This is a genomic window from Pedobacter frigoris, from assembly GCF_032678645.1.
Classification (GTDB): domain Bacteria; phylum Bacteroidota; class Bacteroidia; order Sphingobacteriales; family Sphingobacteriaceae; genus Pedobacter; species Pedobacter frigoris_A.
The window spans coordinates 367,807-391,937 of record NZ_JAVTSP010000001.1 but is presented as its reverse complement, the minus strand read 5'-3'; the positions used below and the strand labels follow the sequence as shown (position 1 = coordinate 391,937).

The following is a 24,131-nucleotide window of genomic DNA, read 5'->3' as shown; positions in this document are numbered from 1 at the left end:
ATTTAAGAAAATTAAATAATCTTCAGTCGCTCCTCTTCCAGGTCAATCTGGTACAACTGCTGCCGGATAAGCTCTTCATCAATTTTAGAGTCTTTATTGAGTTCTACAAGATATTGTCGCTGGCTTTCAAGTAGTTCTATAAAAACAACTTTCATCTTTTCATTCATCCAACTATCGTCGGTAGCTTTTGCCCGTTCTTCCCACTGACTCAGGAATTTCCTCATACCCGCATGATCGCCTTCCTCATTGCCATACCTGGTTTTCAGGAATTGATAAACATGCTGTTTTAGCCCTTGTTTCATTTTTATTCTGGCCATGTCTTCTGCTTCCTCATTAAATACACCATCAAAAAAACGTGTACGCGTTATAAAATATGGAAGTGTAAGTCCCTGCACCAACAAGGTCAGGAGTATGACCACAAAGGTGATGAACAAAATCAAATCTCTATGTGGAATAACATTTCCGTGATCATATTTCACAGGGATAGCCAGAGCTGCGGCTAATGAAACTACTCCGCGCATTCCCGTCCATCCCAATAACAATGGCATCATCCAGCGTCTTTTTCTTGAAGAGGCATGAGGCATTACACCCCGTCGAAAAATGAGCGTAGAGATTAATGCGGCATACGAACTGATCATTCTTGCAGCCACCAGCACACCCGTTACCAGTACGCCATAGCCAATGGCAGTGCCCAGTGGAACTCCTTTTGAACGTAGTCCACCTACAATTTCAGGTAATTCGAGCCCTATGATCAGAAATACAATACCATTAAGTATAAACACGAAACTTTCCCATACACTATATCCCCGGATACGGCTGGCACTGTTCAAAAAGATCAACCTTTTAGAAGACATAAACAAACCACCGGCTACAACTGCCAATACACCTGAGCTATGTAGCTGTTCTGCTATCCAATACATGAAATAAGGTTCTATGAGTGTGAGGGCTATATCCGAGGGAGCGTCTGTAGGCAGGCGCCTATGTGCCTGTACAAATATCCATGCTAATAACAAACCAATACCAACTCCGCCAATTACTATCCAAAGAAAGCTGACTACTGCCTCCTGCCAGATGAATTGGCCTGTACCTACTGCCACCAATGCGAAGCGAAAGATGATCAGCGATGAAGCATCGTTCAATAAACTTTCTCCCTCTAAAATGGCTGATGTAGATCTTGGGATTTTCACGAATTTTGTAATGGCACCAGTGCTTACAGCATCAGGAGGCGAGACAATACCACCCAGTAAAAAGCCTAAAGCAATAGTAAAACCCGGAATAAGGTGATTGGTAACCAGCGCCACAGAGAATGCTGTAAAAAACACTACCAGAAAAGCAAAGCTCCCAATGATCCGCCACCATTTCTTCATCTCCTTAAATGAAATAGACCAGGCTGCCTCAAATAAAAGTGGCGGCAGGAATATGAAGAAAATCAGATCTGGATTGATCTTTACAACAGGCAATCCGGGGATAAAACTGACAATTAAACCTGCAACCACCAGCAGAATCGGGTATGCAATTTTAAGTTTGGCTGCCCACATATTCAATAGCACAATTGCGGCTACCATTGCGAGTAAAAAGGGTAAAATAGTATGCATTAAGGTAGATGTGTTTATATCAAATATATGATTTATAGATAAAACAAAGTACATTTACGTTGTCTATGAATATTGAAGATTTACGAGACTATTGCCTAAACAAACCCGGAACTACCGAAGGCCTCCCTTTCGGTGAACAAACCCTTGTATTTAAAGTTGGCGGTAAGATCTTTCTGCTGATTGGATTGGAAGAAGCAAACCGTTTCAATGCCAAATGTGATCCAGAGCGTGCCATTGAACTACGCGAACAACACCATGAGGTTGTTCCGGGCTTTCACATGAACAAAAAACATTGGAATACAGTCTATATGGATGGCGGATTAAAGCCTGCATTGATCCGGGAACTGATTGATCATTCTTATGAACTGGTAGTGGGCAGCCTGCCAAAAAATCTGCAGGAAGCTATTACCGGAAACTGATATATATATTAAATTTTTTAGAATGATTTTTAGAACTGCAGAACTTCAGGACATCAAACAAATGCAAGTAGTGAGACACCTGGTCAAAGAAAATACATTGAGTAATCCTGACCTTGTTCCAGATAAAGATGTGGCATTTTACATTTCAGAAAAGGGAAAAGGTTGGGTATGTGAGGTTGATGGTCAATTGGTGGGCTTCTCTATTATCGATCTAAAAGACAAAAGCGTTTGGGCTTTATTTGTGGATCCTGAATTCGCAGAAAAAGGCATAGGCAAGAAATTACACAGCTTAATGATGGACTGGTACTTCGGGCAGAGAAAAGATAAAGTGGTATTAGGTACTGCTCCAAATACGCGCGCAGAACGTTTTTATCAGCTCCAGGGTTGGACCAAAGCTGGCATTTATCCTAATGGAGAGATCAAATTTGAACTCAGTTATGAGAACTGGGCTCAGAAACGTTTGTCGCATGTATAATTATTTTCGGGGATAAGAAGATGATCGCTTTTTAATTTATTGCGTATTTAAATCTCAACACGAAGAAAAGTAATTTTTTCCTACATTTAAGGATGGCTAAATTTTCATCTTATTGTGGATTCATACTTTTCCTGCTGAATAGTATTGTCCTTCCTTCATCTGCACAAAATAAACATACTTTTACCTCTGGCTTGCTTTTAAGGGCTGGCACCAGCTATGGCAGAGAGGCGCTGTATACAGATCCCCTGGCTTATGCATTATACACGAATACTTTACGTACACCTGTTGAGGGAGAGGTTTTTGGAAAAGACAAAGATGGAAACGACATCAAATGGACGAAGATAACAGTTGATGGGGAGAGCCGTTTCAGGGGAAGAGGAGCTTCTAACGGTTATGTTTATTATGAATATGTAGCCAGCGAAGCTCAATCTGCAGTATTAAATATCACAGGCAATGCGACAGTGTTTATAAATGGTGAACCACATATGGGTGACCCTTATGCTGCCGGCTGGATGAATATACCTTTAAAACTAAAAAAAGGGAAGAATGAATTTTTCGTACGCGGGCTTGGAAGACAAACTGTCCTTACGTTTCCTTCTACCCCGATATTCCTGGATATAAACGATCCTACAGTTCCTGTTATTCCGGGAGTCCGCGGTATTATATCATTGAAAGCGGCAATAGTTGTGGTGAATTCATCGGCTGTAACACTAAATAAACTAAAAATGCGCAGCAGTTTGGGTGGAAAAGAAATGACCACCACTTTACCCGCAGTTCCGGCATATAGCACCAGAAAGGTATATTTTGATTTCGATCCAGAAAAAGCGGCTTCAGAGGGGCAAAATGACTGCTTGCTGTCACTGCTTCAGGAAAACAAAGTTATTGATCAGAAAACGCTGAAGATAGAAAGCGCAAAGCCTGGTGATAAATACGCCAAAACATTTGTGAGCGGCATCGATGGAAGCCTCCAATACTTTGCCGTAGCACCACAAACTGGTGGTGAGCAAAAAAATGCAGCATTATTCTTTTCTGTACATGGTGCCGGAGTAGAAGCAATTGGTCAGGCCAGGGCCTACGAATCTAAAGACTGGGGAAGTCTGGTGGCTCCAACCAATCGGAGACCAAGGGGTTTTAACTGGGAAGACTGGGGCCGGCTTGATGCATTGGAAGTCTTGAATATCGCAAAAAAACAACTGCAGCCAGACCCACAACGCATCTATCTGACAGGCCACTCCATGGGTGGACATGGTACCTGGTTTCTTGGCGCTACCTATCCGGACAAATGGGCCGCAATAGCTCCTTGTGCAGGATACCCTACATTAAAGGGCTATGGTTCTGCTGATGGACTGATCCCGGAAAGCAGCAGTTCTGAATTGGGACAGCTGCTGCTACGTACAAGTAATCAGAGCGATGTGCCTAAACTGGCTTACAATTATAAAAAGCTTGGGGTGTATGTATTGCATGGGGATGCCGACGAAACAGTATCTGTGAAATACGCAAGGCAAATGAAATCCCAACTGGCAGCATTTCATCCCGACATGAGCTACTATGAGTATCCCGGAGGATCACATTGGTATGGCAATCATAGTGTAGACTGGCTGCCTATTTTTGATTTTTTCAAATGGCACAAAATACCTGTATCTAAATCGGTAGAGACGATTGACTTTACAACTGCCAGTCCGGGTATATCGGCTTCTAATTACTGGGTGAGTATCCATCAACAGATCATTCCATTGAAATACAGTAATATAAAACTAAGCAGAAATCTGGATTCGGGTACAATCAGTGGAAACCTTGAAAATGTAGCCTTGCTAAAACTGAGCCTATCAGATTTTCCGCAAGGCAAGACCATAAACATCCGGCTGGATAGTCTGAACACACTTAACTACACCACAGTCTCTACTACAGATAGTCTGTTTCTGGAAAGGCAGGGAAATACCTGGCAGTTTACGAAGGTCCCTGATATGAAAGTTAAAGGGCCCCACCGCTATGGTACTTTCAAGGAAGGTTTCAACAAAAACATGGTATATGTGTATGGAACCGGGGGAACAAAAGAAGAACAAGCCTGGAGTATCGCCAAGGCTCGTTTTGATGCGGAAAGCTGGTACTACAGAGGCAACGGCGCTCTGGACATCGTTTCTGACAAAGATTATTCAAAGGCAAAATATGCAGGCCGAAATGTAATATTGATTGGCAATGCGACAACCAATTCAGCATGGAAAACGCTATTGGCCGACTGCCCTGTTCAAGTCAACAAAAATACCGTTGCTATAGGAAGCAAAAAAATAACGGGTGACGACCTCGGTGCCTATTTCGTTTGGCCTATTGCGGGCACGCCATCAAATACCGTTTCAGTCATTTCCGGTAGCGGACTGAAGGGTATGAATGCGGCGAATGCCAATCAGTACTTTGCGGGTGGCAGCGGTTTTCCTGACATTATGGTTTTCAGGCTCAAAATGATTACAGACGGCATTGATCAAGTAGAATATGCAGGCTTTTATGACAACAATTGGAGCTTGAAATAGCTATATTTGTTTATCCTATTGTAAAAATCATCCCCTAACCCTAACCATGAGTAGCCTTTTACCCGCTTTTAAAAATATTATTTCAGTATCCCCGGTCCCTTTAGCTGTTGTAGACACTCAAATGAGATATATCGCTGTTTCAGAAAAGTGGATTAGTCTTTACCATCTGGAAGATCAGGAACTTATTGGCAGGTCTCATTATGAAGTATTTCCGGAAATTGGAGATGTCTGGAAAAAAATCCATTCCGATTGCATGTTGGGGAAAGACCAGAATTGTGAAAATGATCCTTTTATGCGTGCAGATGGTACATTAATGTGGCTGAAATGGGAAGTAAGGCATTGGCTGGACGAAAATGGAGCAATAGGTGGCATGATGATGTCGAGTGAGGATGTTACCCATAAAACAAATATAACTTTAAATGAGAAAAGGTTTCAGCTGTTTATGGATGAGCTACCTGGTTTGTGCTGGATAGTAGATCATACGAATACGCTGAAATATGCCAATAAATGCTTTTTTGATACACTCCGCCTGGGCAGTGATGTAATCGGAAAAAATTATAACAATATCTTTGGTTACGATATCGCCCGCAATGTCCAGGAAAGTAACGCCCTGGTTTTAAAGTCCGGAGAAGGAAAAAGCTTTCATCAGACGGTGAGAGACCAACATGGGCATCCTCAAATCTATAAAGTTTATAAATTTCCTTTTATCGATGAAGCTGGTGAAGGAAACATGATCGGCTCTATAGCTTTTAATGTCACTAAAAACAAACTTCTGGAAGAAGAACTGTATCAGAGTGAAGCTCAATTCAAACTGGCATTTGAACATTCGCTTATTGGAATGGCGTTGCTTACACCGGATGGAACATTCAAACGCGTAAATAAAAGTTTATGCGATATGCTGGGGTATTCCGAAACTGAAATGAAACAGCTCAATATACGGCAACTCACGCATTCCGAAGATCTTATATCTACTGCCTCACGTCTAGAGGATCTTAGTACCGGAAAGATCGATAAAATTAAATTTGAAAAAAGGTACTTACATAAGAATGGCCATGTGATCTGGGTTGTTATCGCAGCCACGATGCTTTATGATAGCCTGCACAATCCCTTATATTATGTATCTCAAATTGAAGATATCACCCGGAGAAAAGAAATAGAAAATGATCTGGTGCTCAGCGAAAAAAAATACCGCACTATATTTGAAAATGTTCAGGATGTATTTTACCAAACTGATCAGGATGGGCTGGTGACAGAGATCAGTCCTTCAATTGAACAATATTCAGGTTATTCCCGCAAAGAAATTATTGGACAGCCGGTATCTGATTTTTATTTTTATGAGCAGGACCGTGAACGAATAATTGAGACATTACGTACCAGCGGATTTGTGATTGATTTTGAGGTAAGACTTAAGACAAAAGATAAGGAATTACGATATGCCTCCGTTAATGCGAGGTTGGTGGTAGAAAATGGTACTATAGTAGCCACCGAAGGCAGTATGCGAGACGTAACGGCCAGAAAATTCCATGAAAACGAACTGAAAGCTTTAAATACCGAGTTGACCGCTTCTAATGAACAGAAAAACAAACTTCTGTCCATCATTGGTCATGACCTTCGCAATCCAATATCAGGTAGTCTGCAACTGCTGGATCTCACCCTGGCCGATTTTGCTTCCAGTTCTGCTGATGAGGTACATACTTATCTTTCTTTGATGAAACAGGAGCTTTCCAATGCCAACAGCCTTTTGGAAGACTTGTTAACCTGGGCAAAATCACAATTCAATGCCATAAGCTTCAATCCAGAGATTATTGATGATATTACTCTTCTTTTTGCAAAATCCATCCAGACCATTGGGCCAATGGCAGCCAAGAAGCAAATTGAAATTACTCAGCAAGTAGATGGGCAGTTTCAATTCAGTGCAGATAAAGACATGTTAGAAACCATTATCCGTAACCTGCTTGCCAACGCTATAAAATTCACCCATTCTGGTGGTAATGTCATATTGGCAATCCAGAATAAAGAAAATGGGGTACTGTTCTCCGTATGTGATAACGGTATTGGAATTCCGGAAGAAAAAATCAAAACACTTTTTGACAAGAATACAAACTATACGACGTATGGTACCTCCGGTGAAAAAGGGACAGGACTAGGACTAAGCCTGTGCTATGATTTTGTACATAAACATGGTGGACATATCTGGGCAGAAAGTGACCGGCAACAAGGTACCTGTTTTTATTTCCTGATACCAAAAAAAGATGTCATTGATTAATGTAAACCGAAATTAGCGCGCTATGCGCTTAAAAAATCCCAATCCATATCTGATCATCACGTAAACGGGAATAGCCAATGCTACCCAGGAAAAGATGTGCCATATCCCCAGTCCCATTATAGCCAGCAACAGCCCTATGATGGTTACCACTGCCAACAAAACGGGAATGCCCCATAGTTTGAAAAAGAGTTTATTTTTCTCCTGCATTTTCCTGAATAGTTGATAAAGTTAGTGATTCCGATTCTCCAAGTAGTCTTTTTAATTGCGCCGACTTAGCCTTGCGCCTCGCAATCCAAAGATAAATTCCTGAAATCAGTACCATAATCGTAGCGATGTCAAAAATTGCCCAAATGACCTTCATGGGAATCCCTCCGTAGTCACCAAAATGAAAAGGCTGAGAGATAAAAATTGTTTTCAAATACCATGGAAGGTCTCTCATATCGGTCAGTTCACCAGTCTTAGCGTCTATCAATGCAGGTTTAATAATCCTTGAAGTTAGCGGAGTAGTTCCTATAAGGTATACAGCGTAATGATATTTACTGGAATAAAGTGTTCCCGGATAGGCCACAAATGACACCTCCATGCCCGGAGCTGCCGCCTTAGCTGTTTGAACAGCGGCATCCAGCGAACTTAATGTCCCGGATACTTTTGGTTTATTCTGATAACCTGCGATCATCTCGGCCAGCTGACCAGCCTTCCAATTCTCCAGCGCAGGGTCTACCAAAGTGTTGATCACCCCTGTAAGCCCTACAACCGATGCCCAGGCCAGTGTTACTATTCCAAGTAGATTATGCAAATCCAGCCACTTTAGCCTTCGCGATTTTTCGGTTCGGATCATTCCAAAATCAAACCGCTTCATGATAGGCCCATAGAGTACAACACCTGAAATAATGGCTACAATAAAAAGTAATCCCATAAAACCCAGAAAGAGCTTACCCGGTATCCCAGCGAGCATTTCCACATGGAGGTAGTACATCACAAGCATAAAGTCCATCTCATTTGGTGGAGTTTCCAGTACTTTGGCTGTATACTCATTCATGTTTAAATAATGATCTGCTTCGATAGGTGCTTCACTAGAGTCAGCTACCACAACAAACATTTGTCCGGGATGGTGATCTGTATCCCAGGACACATATTTAACAGCCTTTACAGGTACGTGTTTTAAGGCCTCATCGAGCACAGCATCTTTTGAAGGCAATGGGGTTCCAGGAGCTAATGCAGCAACTTCTATTTCCTTGCCCAGCAAATGATCGATTTCCTCGTAAAATATCAATGGCAAACCAGTCAGGCACAGCATCAGTAAAAACACCGTGCATACCAGACTGGTCCATTTATGAATATTAAACCAGTTTTTTATTGTCTTAGCCTTCATAAGCCCGTAAATTCATTTTATTAAGGTAATCATTTACACTTAAAACTTATACGCAAAACTTGCGGCGAAGTTTCTCGGTCTTTGCGGGTTTACCGACCAATAACCAATATAATATGCTTCGTTGGTCAGGTTATTCATATTAAACGTAAACCTGTATTTGTCAGAATTATAGAACACACTCGCGTTAATAAGTGTGTAACTTGGTAATTCAAACACTCCGGTAGCACTATTGTCTATTACTTTATATACTCCGGCATAGTTACCGCCTAATCCAATACCAAAATCCTTCAATTTGCCATGTCCGAATTTATAGGTTGCCCATAAATTGGCCAAATCCTGAGGTCCTTGTCCACCTGGGCTACGACCTTCTTCATTGTAAAAATCATTAGGTGTACCTGTATTGCCTTTAAGCACTTTAATTCGGCTATGGCTAACCCCGGCAATCACATTAAAACCGGGAAAAGGATTTGCAGTCAAATCAAAATCGAAACCTTTACTCCCTGTCTTTCCACCTTGTACAGCAGTAATTGGTGTATCATAAACCCTGTTTGAAACCCTAATGTCGTATACAGAGAATGTCGCAAATAATTTATCAGAAAAGAGATTTGTCTTTACACCCACTTCCCATTGGTTGGCCTGCTCAGGCTTGAATGACTTTACGCCCTGACTTACCATATTCTCGTCAAATACTTCACGTGGATTTACATTAAAAAATGCATTCATATAATTTGCAAAAACTGATACTTTGTCCAGAACCGGCTGGAAGACCACACCAAACTTAGGTGACAGCGCCAATTGATGATAAACCTCTGTCTCATCTTTTGCCTTATTGATATCACCTTTAGAGTTAAAATAATCCATTCTTAGGCTTGCCATTACACTTAATGAAGGCGTAAAGTTCAGTACATTTGATACGTAAGCACTCGAAATGCTATTTTTGATATTGGTATGACTTCCACCTCCGGCATCCGCGACAGCTTTATCCACCAAAGCCTGACTCAGGTACACAGGATCAACTTCATTCCCATCTTTATCAATTGTCACTTCGCTGCTTTGCGGAGTTACCTGTCTTACGAAGGCCCATCCCGAACCATTATCGATCACATTGCGGCTGTAATAATCCAGTCCAATCAAAAGCCGGTTTCTCAACCCGGCGATTTTAAAATCCCCGTTGAAGTTCTGCTGGATATCTGTTGTATTGGTAGATTGTTGTTCTTTATGAAAATACTGGTCAAAATAATTATCCCTGTTTGCGCCACCCGTCTCCAGATATGCATCGTCCCAGATATAAGTATAATAACCATCTGATCTTACATTCCCTCTGGAAATCACAGTTTGAGAAGACCATTGATCTGACAATTTGTATAACATCTGTCCCTGAAGATTGTATCTTGGATTTTTTATAGTGACATCATTACTTGCAAAGGAAAGATTCCTATTCAAGTTTAACTCTTTCAAGTTTTTAAAGATCAACGTTGTATCTCTATTGGAGTGGAAAAACACTGGTGCTACAGCCCTTTCTTCCTGCAAAATTTCAGTAAACACATGGAAGGAAAGCCTTTCATTTACTTCATACGCTAAACTTGGAGCGATGTAAAAAGACTTTTTAAATCCTGCATCTTGAAAACTATTTTCTGTATGATAAGCAGTATTTACCCTAAATGCTATTTTCTCTGTTTTGCTTAAAGGAGTATTGATGTCAGCAGTAACCCTGTTTAAGCCAAAACTACCAAAGTTGTAAGCTACTTCACCTCCAAAGCGATCATAAGGTTTTTTCGTAATCGTATTGATGATCCCACCATAACCGTAAAAGCTGGCGCCGAAAAGTGTACCTGAAGGGCCTTTCATCACTTGTATTTCTTCTACACCCGCTGGGTCAAGATTCCCGCTGGTTAGACCAGGTAATCCGTTAATCAGACTTGGCTGCGCTTCAAAACCGCGTAATGCAAAATATGAAGCCCCGTCACCGCCCCTTCCCGTAGATTCCCATGTCCTTGAGATACCAGGGATATTCCTCATCGCGTCATCATAGTTACTAATGGCCTGTTGTTTTAAAATTTCTGAAGATACAGAGCTATATACCTGCGGGTTTTCCAGGTTCTTTAGTGGCATCTTCGCTACAGCTGCCGTCACTTTATTTACGTTTCTGGAAGATATGATCACTTCCTGCAATTGATCAGCATTTTCATTCAGTATAAAATCAACAGATGCAGTTTCGCCTGATTTAATTTCAATAGTCTGTTCTTGTTTTACCAGTCCTATAAATGTTGCTGTCAGCACATATGTTCCGCTTCTTATTCCTTTCAACTGATAACTTCCCTTTTTATCGGTAAAAGCTGTTTTACCTGTTCCCTTAATGTTTACAGTTACGAGTTCGGCTGGCTTTCCATCAGACGTCTTCACGGAACCACTGATGTTTCCGGTTTGTGCAAATGACAAGCCAACAGAAAATAACAATAGAAAAATGCAATTGGTAATGGTTTTTATCATGGTTATATGTTTGATGGCCACAAACCTACTATTTAAAACAATTCTAAACAAACTATTTATTATTAATCTAAATAAACACCATTAACTCGACTTTATCAGTCATACTCAAGGGCTATTTAGAGGTTTCTTCAAGGAAAATTCAAAATCATACGGGCTTGGAAGAAAACGGTCATTTTTTTATCTTTACTTTGGGGAACGATATACCGACCAGCGGGTCTTCCGAAGAACATGACACAATCGAAGCTTGATGCAGATTTTAATGACGAAAAAGCACTTTTACACCAAGTTTCAACGGGTGACTCAAGGGCTTTCAGCATCTTTTTTCATCGATATAGCCCTAAGGTTTATACTTATGCTTTAAAAATTGTCAAATCTGAATCCCTTGCAGAAGAAATTACGCAAGAGGTGTTTGTAAAAATCTGGAACTTGGGCCAGCAGTTGACCTCTATTGAAAACCTGGATGCTTATCTGCGTGTAATTACGAAAAATCACACTTTAAAAGTTTTGCGAAGGCTGGCGCTGGAAGTCAGGACCAATAAAATAATGGCTGACGATTACCGGGAAAATCACAACGATACTGAAGAATACATTATTTTTAAGGATTCTGAAAAGATTTTAAACCAGGCCATTGAAAAACTACCCCCACAGCAAAAACTGGTGTACCACCTGTGTCACCAGGAAGGCCTTAAATACGAAGAAGCTGCTGAAAAACTTAACATCTCCAGACTAACCGTGAAAACTCATATGCAACATGCCCTGCGTTTCCTCCGCAATTATGTAAGCACCCATACTGATATTGCCGTACTGGTAATCCTCATGACTTTGCTCGCTGAAAAGCATTAATCAACTTTTTTTTATTGTTCACTACTCCTCTTCTCCCTCCTGAGGGTCTATATAAGAAAGGGGGCATAAAAACATCCTATCTATGAATACAAAATTAGACTATCTATACCAGCGATATGTTGAAGAAACCTGCACTGAAGAGGAACGTGCAGAACTTTTTTCGATCATAGCCGCTAATTCCGATGATCCGCAGATCGCAACCCTTCTGGACGGCACCTGGAATAAAATGAATACCACTGAACTGCAGACACCGGAAAATGTGGAAGATATACTGGCTGAGATTTTAACGCCGCACGAAAAATCTCCTGTTAAAAAAATAAAATGGTACAGGTATGCAGCGGCAGCATCTGTATTGATCGCTTTAAGCACAGCAGTTTATTTCTATAAATCTGACAAGCCTGCTTTTGATCGGAATACTGAAACGTTAAGTGACATTCCTCCAGGTAGCAACAAAGCCACTTTAACACTGGCAAATGGAAAAGTAATCTATCTGGACAGCGTAGGGAGTGGCAGCATTGCCCAACAGGCTGGAATAGAAATCACCAAAACGAAAGACGGACAATTGGTTTATCATATAGCCACCAATAAGAAAAGTGATACTAAAGCAGGTCCGGCTTATAATACAGTTATCACACCACGTGGCGGGCAGTACCAGATCAATCTTCCTGATGGCACCAAAATATGGCTCAATGCGGCATCTTCATTAAAATATCCTACGGCCTTTAATGGTAACAAACGGAAGGTTGAATTGTCGGGAGAAGCCTATTTTGAGGTAGCAAAAGATAAGAAACATCCTTTTATTGTGGCTACAGACAAACAGGAAATTGAAGTACTTGGTACCCATTTTAATGTAAATAGTTATACTGATGAAGCTGTGACAAAAACGACACTTCTCGAAGGTGCCGTAAAGGTATCGCAGGTTGGTACAGGAAAAACCGCTACGCTGCTTCCCGGCCAACAAGCTATCCTGGATGACAGTAATTTAACCACACGTATTGTAGATACCGAAGAAAGTACAGCATGGAAAAATGGGTTCTTTCAATTTAACGAGTCTGATCTCGGGAGCATCATGAAACAGCTATCGCGGTGGTATAATGTTGATATAGTTTTTGAAAGCAAATCCGCTAACGATCTTTTTCACTTTAAAGTTCCAAGAAACCTCAATCTGAATGAGGTGATAAACCTACTTGAAATCAATGGTATTAACGTAAAAAAAGAAGGGAGAACGCTTATTGTAAAATAATAACAAAACAGTTTTACCTCTAATAAAAAAAGCCGGAAGTGTTTCGACCACCTCCGGACTTAAGTTTCAGGTAAATAAAAATGAAATCTGGGAAGACCACATTAATTATCAACCAACATCGGGGTACACTGAATCTCTTAAAAAAGGGAACCGGTAACGCCACGACTAAACCAAACAAAAATATGAATAAAATTTTAGACGCATTAAGAGTCATGAAATTAATTATATGCTTACTAATCATCAGTTTTCAGGCAAGTGCAGTAGCATTTAGCCAGAACATCAGCTTGAGTGAAAAAAACGCAAGCATAGAAAGCGTCATTAAAAAAATCGAACAGCAGAGTGGCTACTCCTTTTTTTATAAAGTAGACCTGCTTAGAAAAAACCCGGCAAAAATAAATCTTTCGCTAAAAAACGCAACCATAGACCAGGCGCTTAAACAAGCATTAAGCGATCAGCCATTGACCTTTGTCATCGTTAGTAATACTGTCATTATAAGACCAAAAACAGAGCTTAGTGGCAAAGACGATAGTCCTGAGGCCAGAAAACCAGTTCGTGGAAGGGTAACGGATGGAAAAGATCCTCTATCCAGAGTATCGGTTAAGGTTGACGGCACTAACATTGTAGCCATTACAGATGACAACGGCTATTTCACATTAAATCTTACCGCAGGTACCTACCGCATTGTTTTCAGCTCTGTCGGCTATGAAAGCAAAAGCATTCAAAAGGTAATTACTGAGACTGATGACTCAGAAATAAATATCGTTTTAAATCCTGCTATTGCTCAGTTACAGGAGGCGGTGATCACGGGTTATACCACCAAGAAAGCCAGTGAAATTACCGGCGCATTACAGACTTTCAGTGCAAAGCAACTGGAGGGTGTAACCAGCAACAACCTGGTTTCTTTGCTGAAAGGAAAGGTTGCAGGGATGTACATCACAGAGCCTTCAGGCGATCCGAACAACAGGGCTTCCTTTGTGGTACGTGGACAGGGTACATTACCAATAACAGAGAGCACGACTAATCTTCGTGTAACCAACAACCTTAACCCACTGATTGTGGTTGACGGAATTATCTATTCGAATGTAGCTTATCCAAGCGACATCGTTTCTTCTACAGATATTGAAAGTATTACTCTATTAAAAGATGCTGCATCCACTGCGATCTATGGTTCACGTGCCAGTCAGGGTGTGTTGGTCATCACTACAAAAAAGGGTGTGGCTGGAAGCATGAAAGTGGATATCAACAGCACTTTTGGTGTTAGCAAAAGGTATATGGGTAAAATTGAATTTATGAATACCCAGGAGCTTTACGACTATCAGAAGAAAATGTTGCTAAACTCTTTTCAATTAGCATCTGAAGGATTAACAGAGGAAGCCTACCTGACGAAGTATTTACCTGCATCATCTGTCCTGGGCACCTACACAAACTGGAATGACAAACTTTATCGGGACGGATTAATAAAAACAGTAGACCTTGGGCTTTCAGGTGGAACGGAAAAAACACGTTACTATTTTGGAGCGAACCGTTATGATGAACAAGGACCTTTAAAAGGAAATGATCTGTCAAGAAACAGTTTTAAATTAAACCTGGATCATAATATCACCAGCAAACTTAGCCTGAATGCCAATATAAGCACCATTTTTGACAAGGGTAACAAAAGTCCGATCAGCGGATCAAATGCGCTTTACCTCCTGCCCTGGTTTACATTGGACAGCGACAATGGAATACCTAAAAAAACATTAGGTACAGATGCTTTTGGTAAAGTTTATGAAAATCCATTGTATGACCTGCCATACAACAGTAACATCACTAAGACCCAGCAGGTGCTAGGAGTATTTTCAGCTAAATACAAGGTATTCGATTGGTTAACTTTATCTTCAAATAACTCTTACAACACCACCTTTGTAAATAGTGAAGTTTACGAAGACCGTCTTTCTCTGACTGGCCTTGCCGACAAAGGAAGAATGTCACAACGGAAAACCAACCTTTACTCTTTCATGACCTCTAACCTGATTAACGCACGTAAACAGTTTGGCTTGCATACTGTAGGCGCATTAGGTGGCTTTGAATACAACAAGAACGGTTCTGAATTCAATGCGCTTGCGGTACGAAATATGCCAACAGGCGTTAAGGTACCATCGGCAGCGGCCGAAGTTTGGAATACTTTAGGTGGAAAATCTTTCAGCGGAGAGCGTTATGTGAGGGCTTCTTATTCTCTATTCTCGGAAGGTAATTACAATTATGATGAGCGGTATTTTGCCAATGCATCATACAGGATGGATTACTCTACTAATTTTGGAATAGACAAAAGAGACGGACACTTTTATTCAGTAAGCGGTGCATGGCTTGCTACAAATGAACAATTTTTACGTGGCAATAAATACCTGACCAACTTAAAGCTGAGAGCCAGTTATGGAACAAGCGGAAAAGTTGCAGGTGAGGACTTCCTGACTGAAAGTTTTTACAATTTTAACTATCAATATGGCGGCGATCCGGCAGGTATCATCAACCAGTTGGGCAACAGGCAAATCACTTGGGAACGTGCCTATGTAGGAAACCTGGGAATAGACATCGGCTTATTTAACAGGGTTACCTTATCCGCCGATTTTTATAGAAAACGCAATACAGACCTGCTGCAAAAAGTCGCAACTGCTTCTGTACTTGGTGTACCCAGTCAATTCCAAAACATCGGGGCCATGTTAAATAAAGGAGTTGAACTCGTACTTTCGACGAAAAACCTAACGGGTAAATTTACATGGGAAACTGGTTTTAACCTCACATTCAACAAAAACAAGGTAACTAAGCTATATAACGGAAGTCTTATTAATGGATATTTCGGAATTATTAAAGAGGGTGATGACATTGGTACAGCTCGTGCCATTAGATGGATGGGTGTAAATCCTGAAAATGGCAAACCCCAATTTGAACGTTTGGAATTTGACGCCGCTACCAATTCGTATGTAGGCAAAATAGTGAATAGTTATGATGCGGTATCAGCAGGTTTATCCGGAGATGCTGCTGCTGCACAATTTCAATATGTTGGCAAAGCCACTCCAAAATATTATGGTGGTATGGTAAATACATTTGGTTACCAGGGTTTCGAATTATCAGTTTTGTTAAACTTCGCTGCTGATTATGTTTTGTACAATAACGCCAGAAGTACATTCTTTTCATCAGAGGGTAACAATGTATTGAAAAACAACCAGATTAAACCAGTAAATGGGCAGGTAATATGGCAAAAAGCTGGTGACAATGCTACAGAACCCATGATTTATCGTGGTCGTTTAGATGGAGCCGACCAAAATACGTCAAGGTTTTGGGAAGATGCCAGTCATATCAGGGTACGTAACGTAAGATTAAGTTATTCATTACCTGCCACATTGATCAACAAGGCAAAATTAAACCGCGCAAATATTTTCTTAAGCGGTGACAATCTGTTCATTTTCACCAAAAAGAGCTTTACCGGAGTTGATCCTGAAGGAACACTTGCCGGAGACAGCAATAACTATGGTGTGAGTGCCGGTTATGGTGCAAGTCGTAAATATCTATTGGGTTTACAATTAACATTTTAATAAAGCAGACAATGAAAAAGTACATACTATCCGCATATATATGTTTTGCATCAATTGTATTATTTGGCTGCAAAAAAGCAATTGATGAAAATATCAGGCCTTTTAATGATAAATCAGATAAAGAACTCTTAGTCACCCTTGATGGACTGGCCCTGGCCACAAATGGCAATTATGCCCTTATGGTTACCAGTACAGCTGGCGATACACAATATGCCATGAACTGGTTCAATCTAAGTGAACTGAAGGGAAATAATTTGTTATCAGTAACTCAGGCTTTTCCACAAACCAGAAACGACAGTTATATTTTTAACAATTCTCCGAGCCAGGGACCAACAGCTTCTTTTTGGAGAATGTCTTTTCGTATCATATCTGGTACCAACAAAATTATTGACGCCGTTGCTGATGGGCAAGGAGTTGGATATGAGCAACTCAAAGGTGAGAATTATTTCCTTAGAGCACTCGCCTATTTCAATATGGTAAGGGTTTATGGTCGTCCATATTACGAAAATAATGCCGCAGGACTCGCTGTTCCCCTGTCTCTAAATTCATTGGTAGATAAAGACTATAAACCTAAAAGGAATACAGTAAAAGAAGTCTATGCGCAAATCATTACTGATCTTGAAAAGGCTGCTTCTTTGATGAATCAACCAAGGACGGGTAACCCAAATAACTATGCCAGTAAAGAAGCAGCATGGGCGTTGTTGTCGCGGGTTTATCTTTATATGGGTGGTACGCCAACTGCGCCTGTCAACGAGTATAACACCAAAGCAGTAGAATATGCAGATAAGGTAATTGCATCACCTAAGTACACACTTTTGCAGGGAACAGCCTACAGCACATCTTTTGCCGTAGATAGCAAAACCAACAAAGAGTATATTTTTGCTTTCAGACATGACGATGCGAATGGAAATTATATCAACGAATTTCTAACGCCCAGAGATGTTTTCGGTAATCCTTACCAGGGGGAATATGCTGCATCACCCGATTACATGGCGATACTGAACGAAAACCCAACAGATCTTAGAAAAAACTTTATAACTGTTGAAAACGACAAGAGAATAACCTTAACCAACAAAAGCAGGAATTCCGTTAATAAATTCAATTACCAGCAGATTGCTCCGGCAGGAGGCTTCGATTTCAGCGCACGTACCAGGAGCGGAACGCCCTACCTGCGTATTGCCGAAATGTATCTGAACAAAGCAGAGGCGTTGGCAAAAATTGGTAATAATGCTGACGCATTAATCGCACTTAACGCAGTAAGAACAAGGGCCACAGCACCGGCATGGACAACAATTAGCCTGGCAACAGCAAATATGACTGTTTTTCAGGCGGTGTTAAATGAGCGCAGGTTAGAACTTGCATGGGAAGGTCATGGATCATATGATTATTTCCGCAACGGGCTACCGATGAAGCGAAATTATACTGACTATTTTTTCACTGAGCCATTAACCATTCAGCCGAATGATAAGCGTATTGTTTCTCCACTGCCTCCGGTAGAAATTCAGCTAAACCCTAACCTGGATCAAAATCAGTTATAATATTTATGAGCCTGGGTATTCAACCGCCCGGGCTTATGCTAAATTCCGCTCAGAATAGCAATAAAACAAAACTAACACGATGAAAAAACTATTAACCGGACTTGCCTGTATCGCAGCCCTAACTGCTTCAGCACAAAACCGCGAGATCCTATTTAAGGAAGCGGACTGGAAAACACAGCTGGCAACAGCAAAAAAAGAAAACAAGATCATCTTTTTTGATGCTTACACCACCTGGTGTGGTCCCTGTAAGATGATGGCCAAGGATGTATTTACTAAAGATAGTGTTGCGGATATGTTCAACAATACCTTTCTGAATGTAAAATACGACATGGAAAAAGGCGAAGGCCCTGCATTAAAAGACAACTATGGTGTAAGCGCCTACCCTACTTATTTGTTCATTAATGGCGATGGAGAAGTGGTACACAAAATCGTAGGTAGTATGTCGGCGGCTGAATTTATGACAGAAGCCGGAAAGGCGATGAAACCAGAAAGCACCGCTTTTGGATTGGCTAAAAAGTTCAATTCCGGCGACCACTCAGAGGCTACAGCTATTGCCTATATGGAAGCACTGGAAAAAGCCTATGAAGCAGAAAAGATGGGTACAGTAGCTAAAGTGTATTTTGATGGCCTTCCTAAGTCAGCCCTCTTGGAGAAGAATAACTGGGAACTTGCTTTAAAATACCTCAATAACCCATCTTCACAGGCCTTTGCTTATTTATATGCAAACAAAGCTGAGCTGGAAAAGAAATACACAGCGAACCAGGTAAACATGTATTTCGAACGTACTATGAACATGTCTGTTTATGCTGTAAAAAGATCTTATGAGAAAAAGACCAACCTGCAAGAGGCTAAAGAAATTACTGCTGCCATCAGGAAACTGCAGGCAAAACCTACCGCCGGTGCTGTATCAATGCTCGCCCAGTTGGATCTGATCGAATTTGCCGCTGCAAACCAGTGGGGTAAGTTTTCAGCAAAAGTGGATGCAGTAATGGCGGATAATGATTTTCCAAGAAAAGCGGGTTTTGTAATCAGCGCCGCCAATGACATCGTGACTGCGGCACCTGCCAAATACTATCATGAGGCTACTAAATGGGCTAATCAATTGGAAAAGAACAATCCTGACCTTTTCACCAGCATACAACTGGCCGATCTTAGAAAAAGGATCCTGAAGAAACAGGGCAAAACCGCCGAAGCAGAGGTAATGGCCAATAAAGCGATGGACTTGAGAAAAGAAGCCATGCAAAAGGGGCAAATGACCCCTCCGATAATGAAAGATTAAAAATTAACTTAAATATATAAAACGAAAAAACAATGATTAAAAAAGGTTTAATGTTGGCAATTGCTGTTCTGTTTGTTCTAAGCAGCAGTTTTGCCCAAAAAGGAAAAACAGTAACTTTTACCGGAAATGTAAAGTTTCCTGACACAGAAAATAAATATCCGATTTACCTGGGCAAATATGAAGGCGAAGGTTTTAAAAGAGCATTTAAAGCAATTGACAGTACAAAAGTAGATGCAAACAATAATTTTTCATTTAAAGTACCTGCTGATAAGCCTGACTTTTATCAGGTGCGCGTTTATTATTTTGACCGTATTGATTTCTGGGCAAATAATGACAATATCCACGTGAATGTTAGGGGGATTGATACAGCTAAAATGAAAATCAAAAACCCTCCATATATCTATATGGAAAATACATCCGCTGAGAATGATGTGATCAATGATGTTAATCTGGCAAGTTATCTGAATTATCAAACCATGATTGCTGTAAGTCAGGAAATGTATAAAGCAGGTCTTGCAAAAGAGCCTAAATGGATAGAATACATGAAAGATGGTTACGACAAATTGGGCAAAGACATGGATTTCAGAATCAAATATCTTGTTCACAAGTATAGGGACCAACCATCAGTATTGTATGCTTTGAATAACCTGAGTACTAAAAGAGATATGGACCTGATCATGTCTACACTTGATAACCTGACCAAAAAATTCCCTAACCTGGAGCAGGCTAAAAACAAGAAAAAGGAAATTCTAGATGGAATTGCCCAGGCCGCAAAAATTGCTGATGGACAAAAAACACCTGATTTTGCTTTTCCTGATGTAAACGAAAAAAAATGGGGTCCTAAAGATTTTAGAGGAAAATACCTGATCATCGATTTCTGGGCTTCATGGTGTGGACCTTGTCGTCAGGAAATTCCTCACTTAAAAGAAGTATACAAAAAATATAAAGACCAGGGTCTTGAGATTCTATCTGTATCAGTTGACGCAAAACCGGCTGACTGGAAAAAAGCCATGAATGAAGAACGCATGACCTGGCCCCAGATCAACGCTGTAGAATCTAAACCTGTTATGGCTTCCTACCTGTTCAGCGGCATCCCTTACCTGGTTGTTGTAGATAAAGACGGAAAAATTGTAGAGAAAAATGTTCGTGGAGAATCGTTAGATAAAGCCATGAAAAAAATATTTGGCAATTAAACACCTAAGAAAATGAAGAAGATCATATTATCCTTGTTATTCCTGACCAGTTTAACTTCTGTTAAAACCTATGCACAAATGGGTGCAGCCCAAGCGGTTAAATGGGACATTAGCAAAAGCGTGGACATCAATATGGAGTTAGACATGACATGGGAAGTTTTTAGCAACAATGAAATGTTAAAAAAAGCCTCTAATGGTTATGTAAGCTCCATTGAAGTTCTAGACGCCAATAGTCCGGTATCTAGAAAGATTGTTTTTTCAAATGGTGGGAGCCGTATAGAAAATATCACTCAGAATGAGCCACACAATAGACTGATCGCAATAGACTTTGCAGACACTAACCTCCCTAAAGGAATTAAATCAGCAGAGTTTGCCATATTTATTAAGGCTAAAGACAGCAAAACGAATGTGACATGGCGAGCTCTGATTAAGGGTGACGAAGAAGCAAAAAAAGCGCTAATCGCACAGTTGACGGCAGAATTTGACAGTTATGCCCTTGGTTTGGAAAAGATGACAAAAAAGTCTATCCCAGCTGCCCGGATGAATTAAAAAAAATATAATTATTAGAAGCCCCTAAACTAAAGTTTAGGGGCTTTTTATATTCCGGGAAAATAATAACTTTAAAACATGCGTAAAGTTATCCAATTGTATCTCTTATTGACATGTGTTTTCATCGGACTCAGAACCTCGGCACAGGTATCTTTTCAAGCTTCAGATAAACATATTAGTTATATGGGACGGGTTTTAAAGACAAAAGATTCTACAGTTCTGTATTGGCCTGGCACCTCTGCTTCGATTAACTATGTAGGATCTTCCATTAAGGTCACCATGAAATCATTGAGGGAAAAAGGATACTTTTATGCCATAGTTGATGGGGATATCTCCAAGGCAATAAAATTTGGCTCTGATAGCCTGAAGCGAACATTCACGTTTGCAAAAGATGTAACACCAGGTCCTCACACCCTCCAGCTTTACAAAACATCAAACAGCACTTCGGCAAATGTGATCTATAGTTTTGAAATCGAATCAAACGGAAAATTGACGAAGCCTGCAGCACTGCCAAAACGGAAAATTGAATTTTATGGAAACTCGATTACAGCCGGGCATAGCGTGGATCCCGTCGATGCCGGACGTCCAGCCGGGTCACCAGAGTTCTTCAACAATTATTACAGCTATGCAGCCCTAACTTCCCGACATTTTAATGCACAACAATCCATTGTTGCACGGAGTGGCATTGGTATAATGCTCAGTTGGTTTCCCGAAATCATGCCTGAAATATACAATAGGATTGATCCAATGGATCCGAAGAGTACCTGGAACTTTAACAGCTTTAAACCTGATATCGTAGTTGTAAACCTTTTCCAAAACGATTACTGGTTGGTCAATAGCCCTACACATGCTCAATTCAAAGCGAGATTTGGAACAGCCAAACCTACAGAAGATTTTATCATTAACTCCTACTATAACTTCATAAAAAATATCAGAAGGGTTTATCCAAAAGCTCGAATCATATGTGCACTGGGCAATATGAACGCTACAGAAGATGGTTCTAAATGGCCAGGATATATTCAACAGGCAGTGGCAAAAACTAAGGATGCAAATATTTATACTTTGTTTTTCCCCTATAAGAAAACCGACGGACACCCTAACAGAGCGGAGCAGCAGATTATGGCCGACCAGCTGATCAAATTCATTGAAACAAATATCAGGTGGTAACTATTTAGCGCTTCCTTACTTTATATCGAGCGTTTCTGAGATATTACGTATCATGTTTATGCTAAATGAATGTCTGCCGGTAAGCCACCTTTTGATTTCGTCAGGATTAATATCCAAAGAGACAGCAAGATCATTTTCTGAAAGACCTTGATAGGCCAGTATTTCGACTGCTTTAGCGGCGAGGTCCATATTTATCTCCGTTAACTCCTTTATTGCTGGATTTCCGTTCTCTTCAAGCCAGATGGATACAAAATCGTTCTCTTCCATTTATTTGATTTAGACGGCAAATTTAATAATCCTTTTTAAAGTTTGGAAATTCACCCTTACCTGAAGTGCTGATCAGTTAACCACTACCTGCTTTACAGGATCTACTTCACAGGTCGCTTTATTGTTCTTTAATGTCACCCTAGCCTTTACAGAATAAGTGCCTGCACCAGCATATGTATGAGAAGCCGTAGTGCCTGCAACTGTTTCCGTTTGCCCGTCGCCAAATTCGAATTTTACGGAGCTAAGGGTATGACTACCTGAGTATTTCACGACAAAATTGACTTTTTTAGGATTGTTGGCATCAGTAGTATGACTAAAACTTGTCAGAATAGATTCTCCTAAACAATCGATGATACCTGCTGCTTGTTTCTTACAGGAAACAAAGCCCATTATCATCATTAATACCAGTGCTGTTAATTTAATTTGTATTTTCATAAGATTAGATAATTGATTACTATCACAAAAAGTCTACCACTCCTGAACTTAGATGGTAATAAGCTCCAATAATTTTTATTTGACCGGCCGCTTCCATTTCTCTTAAAATTTCACTTCCCGACCTGATTTTCGCTATTGTCTCTAATATGTTATTCTTGGCTACGTATTCTACAAACTCATTATTCTTCGATGTTTTGTCTCCTTTGAAATCTTGTGAGCGCCTCACTGCTGGTTTGATTTTGCTAAGCATTGCGGTGATGTTACCAAGTTTAACATCATCTATGGCTGCCTTTATAGCACCGCAGGATTCGTGACCTAATACCAGAACAAGCTTTGCTCCCGACACTTTACAACCGTACTCTATACTTCCTAACAAATCCTCATTTACAAAGTTTCCGGCAACCCTTCCTACAAATAAGTCGCCGATGCCTTTGTCAAAGATGTCAGCAACCGGAACCCTGCTGTCCAGGCAAGAAATGATGACGGCCTTTGGGTATTGCCCCTTAGCGGCTTTACGAACCATGGTAGAATGGTCGCGGGCGGTTAAATCGTTGTTTACGTATCTTAGATTTCCTCTTTTTAGTCTTTCAATTACCGTATCGGGCTTTAGAATTCGCTGTTCTTCGGCGGTGTAGACTCTTTCACGTAATGGTTGTTGTCTAAGCTCAATTACAATGTGTTTTTCCTGATTTGTAACCTGGTTGTTTTGTTTCCGGTTACAGCCGGCACCGACAAAGGCTATAAAAATAATAACTACCTGTGTAACTGCTAGTTTCAGGCCTCGGATGGTATTGTATTGTTTTGTAATCAATCGTTTAATCATTTCCATCACGTATTGTCTAAAAACCACATCAAATTTGTGAAAAAAGTTTCCTTTAAACAAACTTTTTCTTAGATATTAAA

Annotated in this window: 19 protein-coding genes; 12 read left to right on the top strand and 7 right to left on the bottom strand. The window is 40.5% G+C overall.

Annotated elements, in window-relative coordinates; genetic code table 11:
- Positions 1 to 11: 11 nt before the first annotated feature.
- Positions 12 to 1,595 (bottom strand): Na+/H+ antiporter, encoded by a 1,584-nt coding sequence (locus R2Q78_RS01775; protein ID WP_316788312.1) that lies wholly within the window; start codon positions 1,593 to 1,595, stop codon positions 12 to 14.
- A 65-nt stretch (positions 1,596 to 1,660) separates the two neighbouring features.
- Here R2Q78_RS01775 and R2Q78_RS01770 point away from each other — a divergent pair, with 65 nt between their 5' ends.
- The 4 genes from R2Q78_RS01770 (at position 1,661) to R2Q78_RS01755 (ending at position 7,280) form a co-directional block, all read left to right on the top strand.
- Entirely contained in the window at positions 1,661 to 2,014 is a 354-nt protein-coding gene (locus tag R2Q78_RS01770; protein ID WP_316788310.1) for an MmcQ/YjbR family DNA-binding protein, read from the top strand.
- A gap of 22 nt (positions 2,015 to 2,036) precedes the next feature.
- The gene (locus R2Q78_RS01765) at positions 2,037 to 2,489 is read left to right on the top strand and encodes a GNAT family N-acetyltransferase (protein WP_316788308.1); all 453 of its coding nucleotides are present in this window, start codon (positions 2,037 to 2,039) and stop codon (positions 2,487 to 2,489) included.
- Between the two features lie 92 nt (positions 2,490 to 2,581).
- The gene (locus R2Q78_RS01760; protein WP_316788307.1) at positions 2,582 to 5,014 is read left to right on the top strand and encodes a prolyl oligopeptidase family serine peptidase; all 2,433 of its coding nucleotides are present in this window, start codon (positions 2,582 to 2,584) and stop codon (positions 5,012 to 5,014) included.
- A 46-nt stretch (positions 5,015 to 5,060) separates the two neighbouring features.
- Positions 5,061 to 7,280, top strand: a complete 2,220-nt coding sequence (locus tag R2Q78_RS01755) for a PAS domain S-box protein (protein WP_316788305.1) — start codon at positions 5,061 to 5,063, stop codon at positions 7,278 to 7,280.
- Positions 7,281 to 7,292: 12 nt separating this feature from the next.
- Here the strand turns inward: R2Q78_RS01755 and R2Q78_RS01750 are convergent, their stop codons facing one another.
- Genes R2Q78_RS01750 through R2Q78_RS01740 form a run of 3 tightly spaced genes read right to left on the bottom strand, consistent with a single transcriptional unit; the run spans position 7,293 to position 11,142 of the window.
- Positions 7,293 to 7,487: a hypothetical protein gene (locus R2Q78_RS01750; RefSeq protein WP_316788303.1), complete on the bottom strand. Its 195-nt coding sequence runs from the start codon at positions 7,485 to 7,487 to the stop codon at positions 7,293 to 7,295.
- The gene (locus tag R2Q78_RS01745) at positions 7,471 to 8,652 is read right to left on the bottom strand and encodes a PepSY-associated TM helix domain-containing protein (protein WP_316788301.1); all 1,182 of its coding nucleotides are present in this window, start codon (positions 8,650 to 8,652) and stop codon (positions 7,471 to 7,473) included. Before R2Q78_RS01745 ends, R2Q78_RS01750 begins: the two co-directional genes overlap by 17 nt.
- Before the next feature lie 39 nt (positions 8,653 to 8,691).
- Positions 8,692 to 11,142, bottom strand: coding sequence for a TonB-dependent receptor (locus R2Q78_RS01740; RefSeq protein ID WP_316788299.1), 2,451 nt, complete (start codon positions 11,140 to 11,142; stop codon positions 8,692 to 8,694).
- Positions 11,143 to 11,370: 228 nt separating this feature from the next.
- On the opposite strand from R2Q78_RS01740, the gene R2Q78_RS01735 reads away from it, so the two are divergent.
- The 8 genes from R2Q78_RS01735 (at position 11,371) to R2Q78_RS01700 (ending at position 22,526) form a co-directional block, all read left to right on the top strand.
- Positions 11,371 to 11,985, top strand: a complete 615-nt coding sequence (locus R2Q78_RS01735; RefSeq protein ID WP_316788298.1) for an RNA polymerase sigma-70 factor — start codon at positions 11,371 to 11,373, stop codon at positions 11,983 to 11,985.
- A gap of 82 nt (positions 11,986 to 12,067) precedes the next feature.
- The gene (locus R2Q78_RS01730) at positions 12,068 to 13,228 is read left to right on the top strand and encodes a FecR family protein (protein ID WP_316788297.1); all 1,161 of its coding nucleotides are present in this window, start codon (positions 12,068 to 12,070) and stop codon (positions 13,226 to 13,228) included.
- A gap of 182 nt (positions 13,229 to 13,410) precedes the next feature.
- Complete coding sequence (locus R2Q78_RS01725; protein WP_316788295.1) at positions 13,411 to 16,800, top strand: SusC/RagA family TonB-linked outer membrane protein; 3,390 nt, start codon at positions 13,411 to 13,413, stop codon at positions 16,798 to 16,800.
- An 11-nt stretch (positions 16,801 to 16,811) separates the two neighbouring features.
- Positions 16,812 to 18,338 carry a RagB/SusD family nutrient uptake outer membrane protein gene (locus tag R2Q78_RS01720; RefSeq protein ID WP_316788294.1) on the top strand — a complete coding sequence of 509 codons (1,527 nt, stop codon included), beginning with the start codon at positions 16,812 to 16,814 and terminating at the stop codon, positions 18,336 to 18,338.
- Positions 18,339 to 18,417: 79 nt separating this feature from the next.
- The gene (locus R2Q78_RS01715; RefSeq protein WP_316788291.1) at positions 18,418 to 19,617 is read left to right on the top strand and encodes a thioredoxin family protein; all 1,200 of its coding nucleotides are present in this window, start codon (positions 18,418 to 18,420) and stop codon (positions 19,615 to 19,617) included.
- A gap of 32 nt (positions 19,618 to 19,649) precedes the next feature.
- Complete coding sequence (locus R2Q78_RS01710) at positions 19,650 to 20,810, top strand: TlpA disulfide reductase family protein (RefSeq protein WP_316788289.1); 1,161 nt, start codon at positions 19,650 to 19,652, stop codon at positions 20,808 to 20,810.
- Between the two features lie 12 nt (positions 20,811 to 20,822).
- Positions 20,823 to 21,359 carry an SRPBCC family protein gene (locus R2Q78_RS01705; RefSeq protein WP_316788288.1) on the top strand — a complete coding sequence of 179 codons (537 nt, stop codon included), beginning with the start codon at positions 20,823 to 20,825 and terminating at the stop codon, positions 21,357 to 21,359.
- Positions 21,360 to 21,437: 78 nt separating this feature from the next.
- Positions 21,438 to 22,526, top strand: coding sequence for a GDSL-type esterase/lipase family protein (locus R2Q78_RS01700; RefSeq protein WP_316788287.1), 1,089 nt, complete (start codon positions 21,438 to 21,440; stop codon positions 22,524 to 22,526).
- A 15-nt stretch (positions 22,527 to 22,541) separates the two neighbouring features.
- Here the strand turns inward: R2Q78_RS01700 and R2Q78_RS01695 are convergent, their stop codons facing one another.
- The 3 genes from R2Q78_RS01695 to R2Q78_RS01685 form a co-directional block, all read right to left on the bottom strand.
- Entirely contained in the window at positions 22,542 to 22,793 is a 252-nt protein-coding gene (locus R2Q78_RS01695; protein ID WP_316788284.1) for a helix-turn-helix transcriptional regulator, read from the bottom strand.
- 72 nt (positions 22,794 to 22,865) lie between these two features.
- Positions 22,866 to 23,228, bottom strand: coding sequence for a PKD domain-containing protein (locus R2Q78_RS01690; RefSeq protein ID WP_316788283.1), 363 nt, complete (start codon positions 23,226 to 23,228; stop codon positions 22,866 to 22,868).
- A 22-nt stretch (positions 23,229 to 23,250) separates the two neighbouring features.
- Positions 23,251 to 24,057 (bottom strand): carbonic anhydrase family protein, encoded by an 807-nt coding sequence (locus R2Q78_RS01685; protein ID WP_316788281.1) that lies wholly within the window; start codon positions 24,055 to 24,057, stop codon positions 23,251 to 23,253.
- Positions 24,058 to 24,131 lie beyond the last annotated feature (74 nt).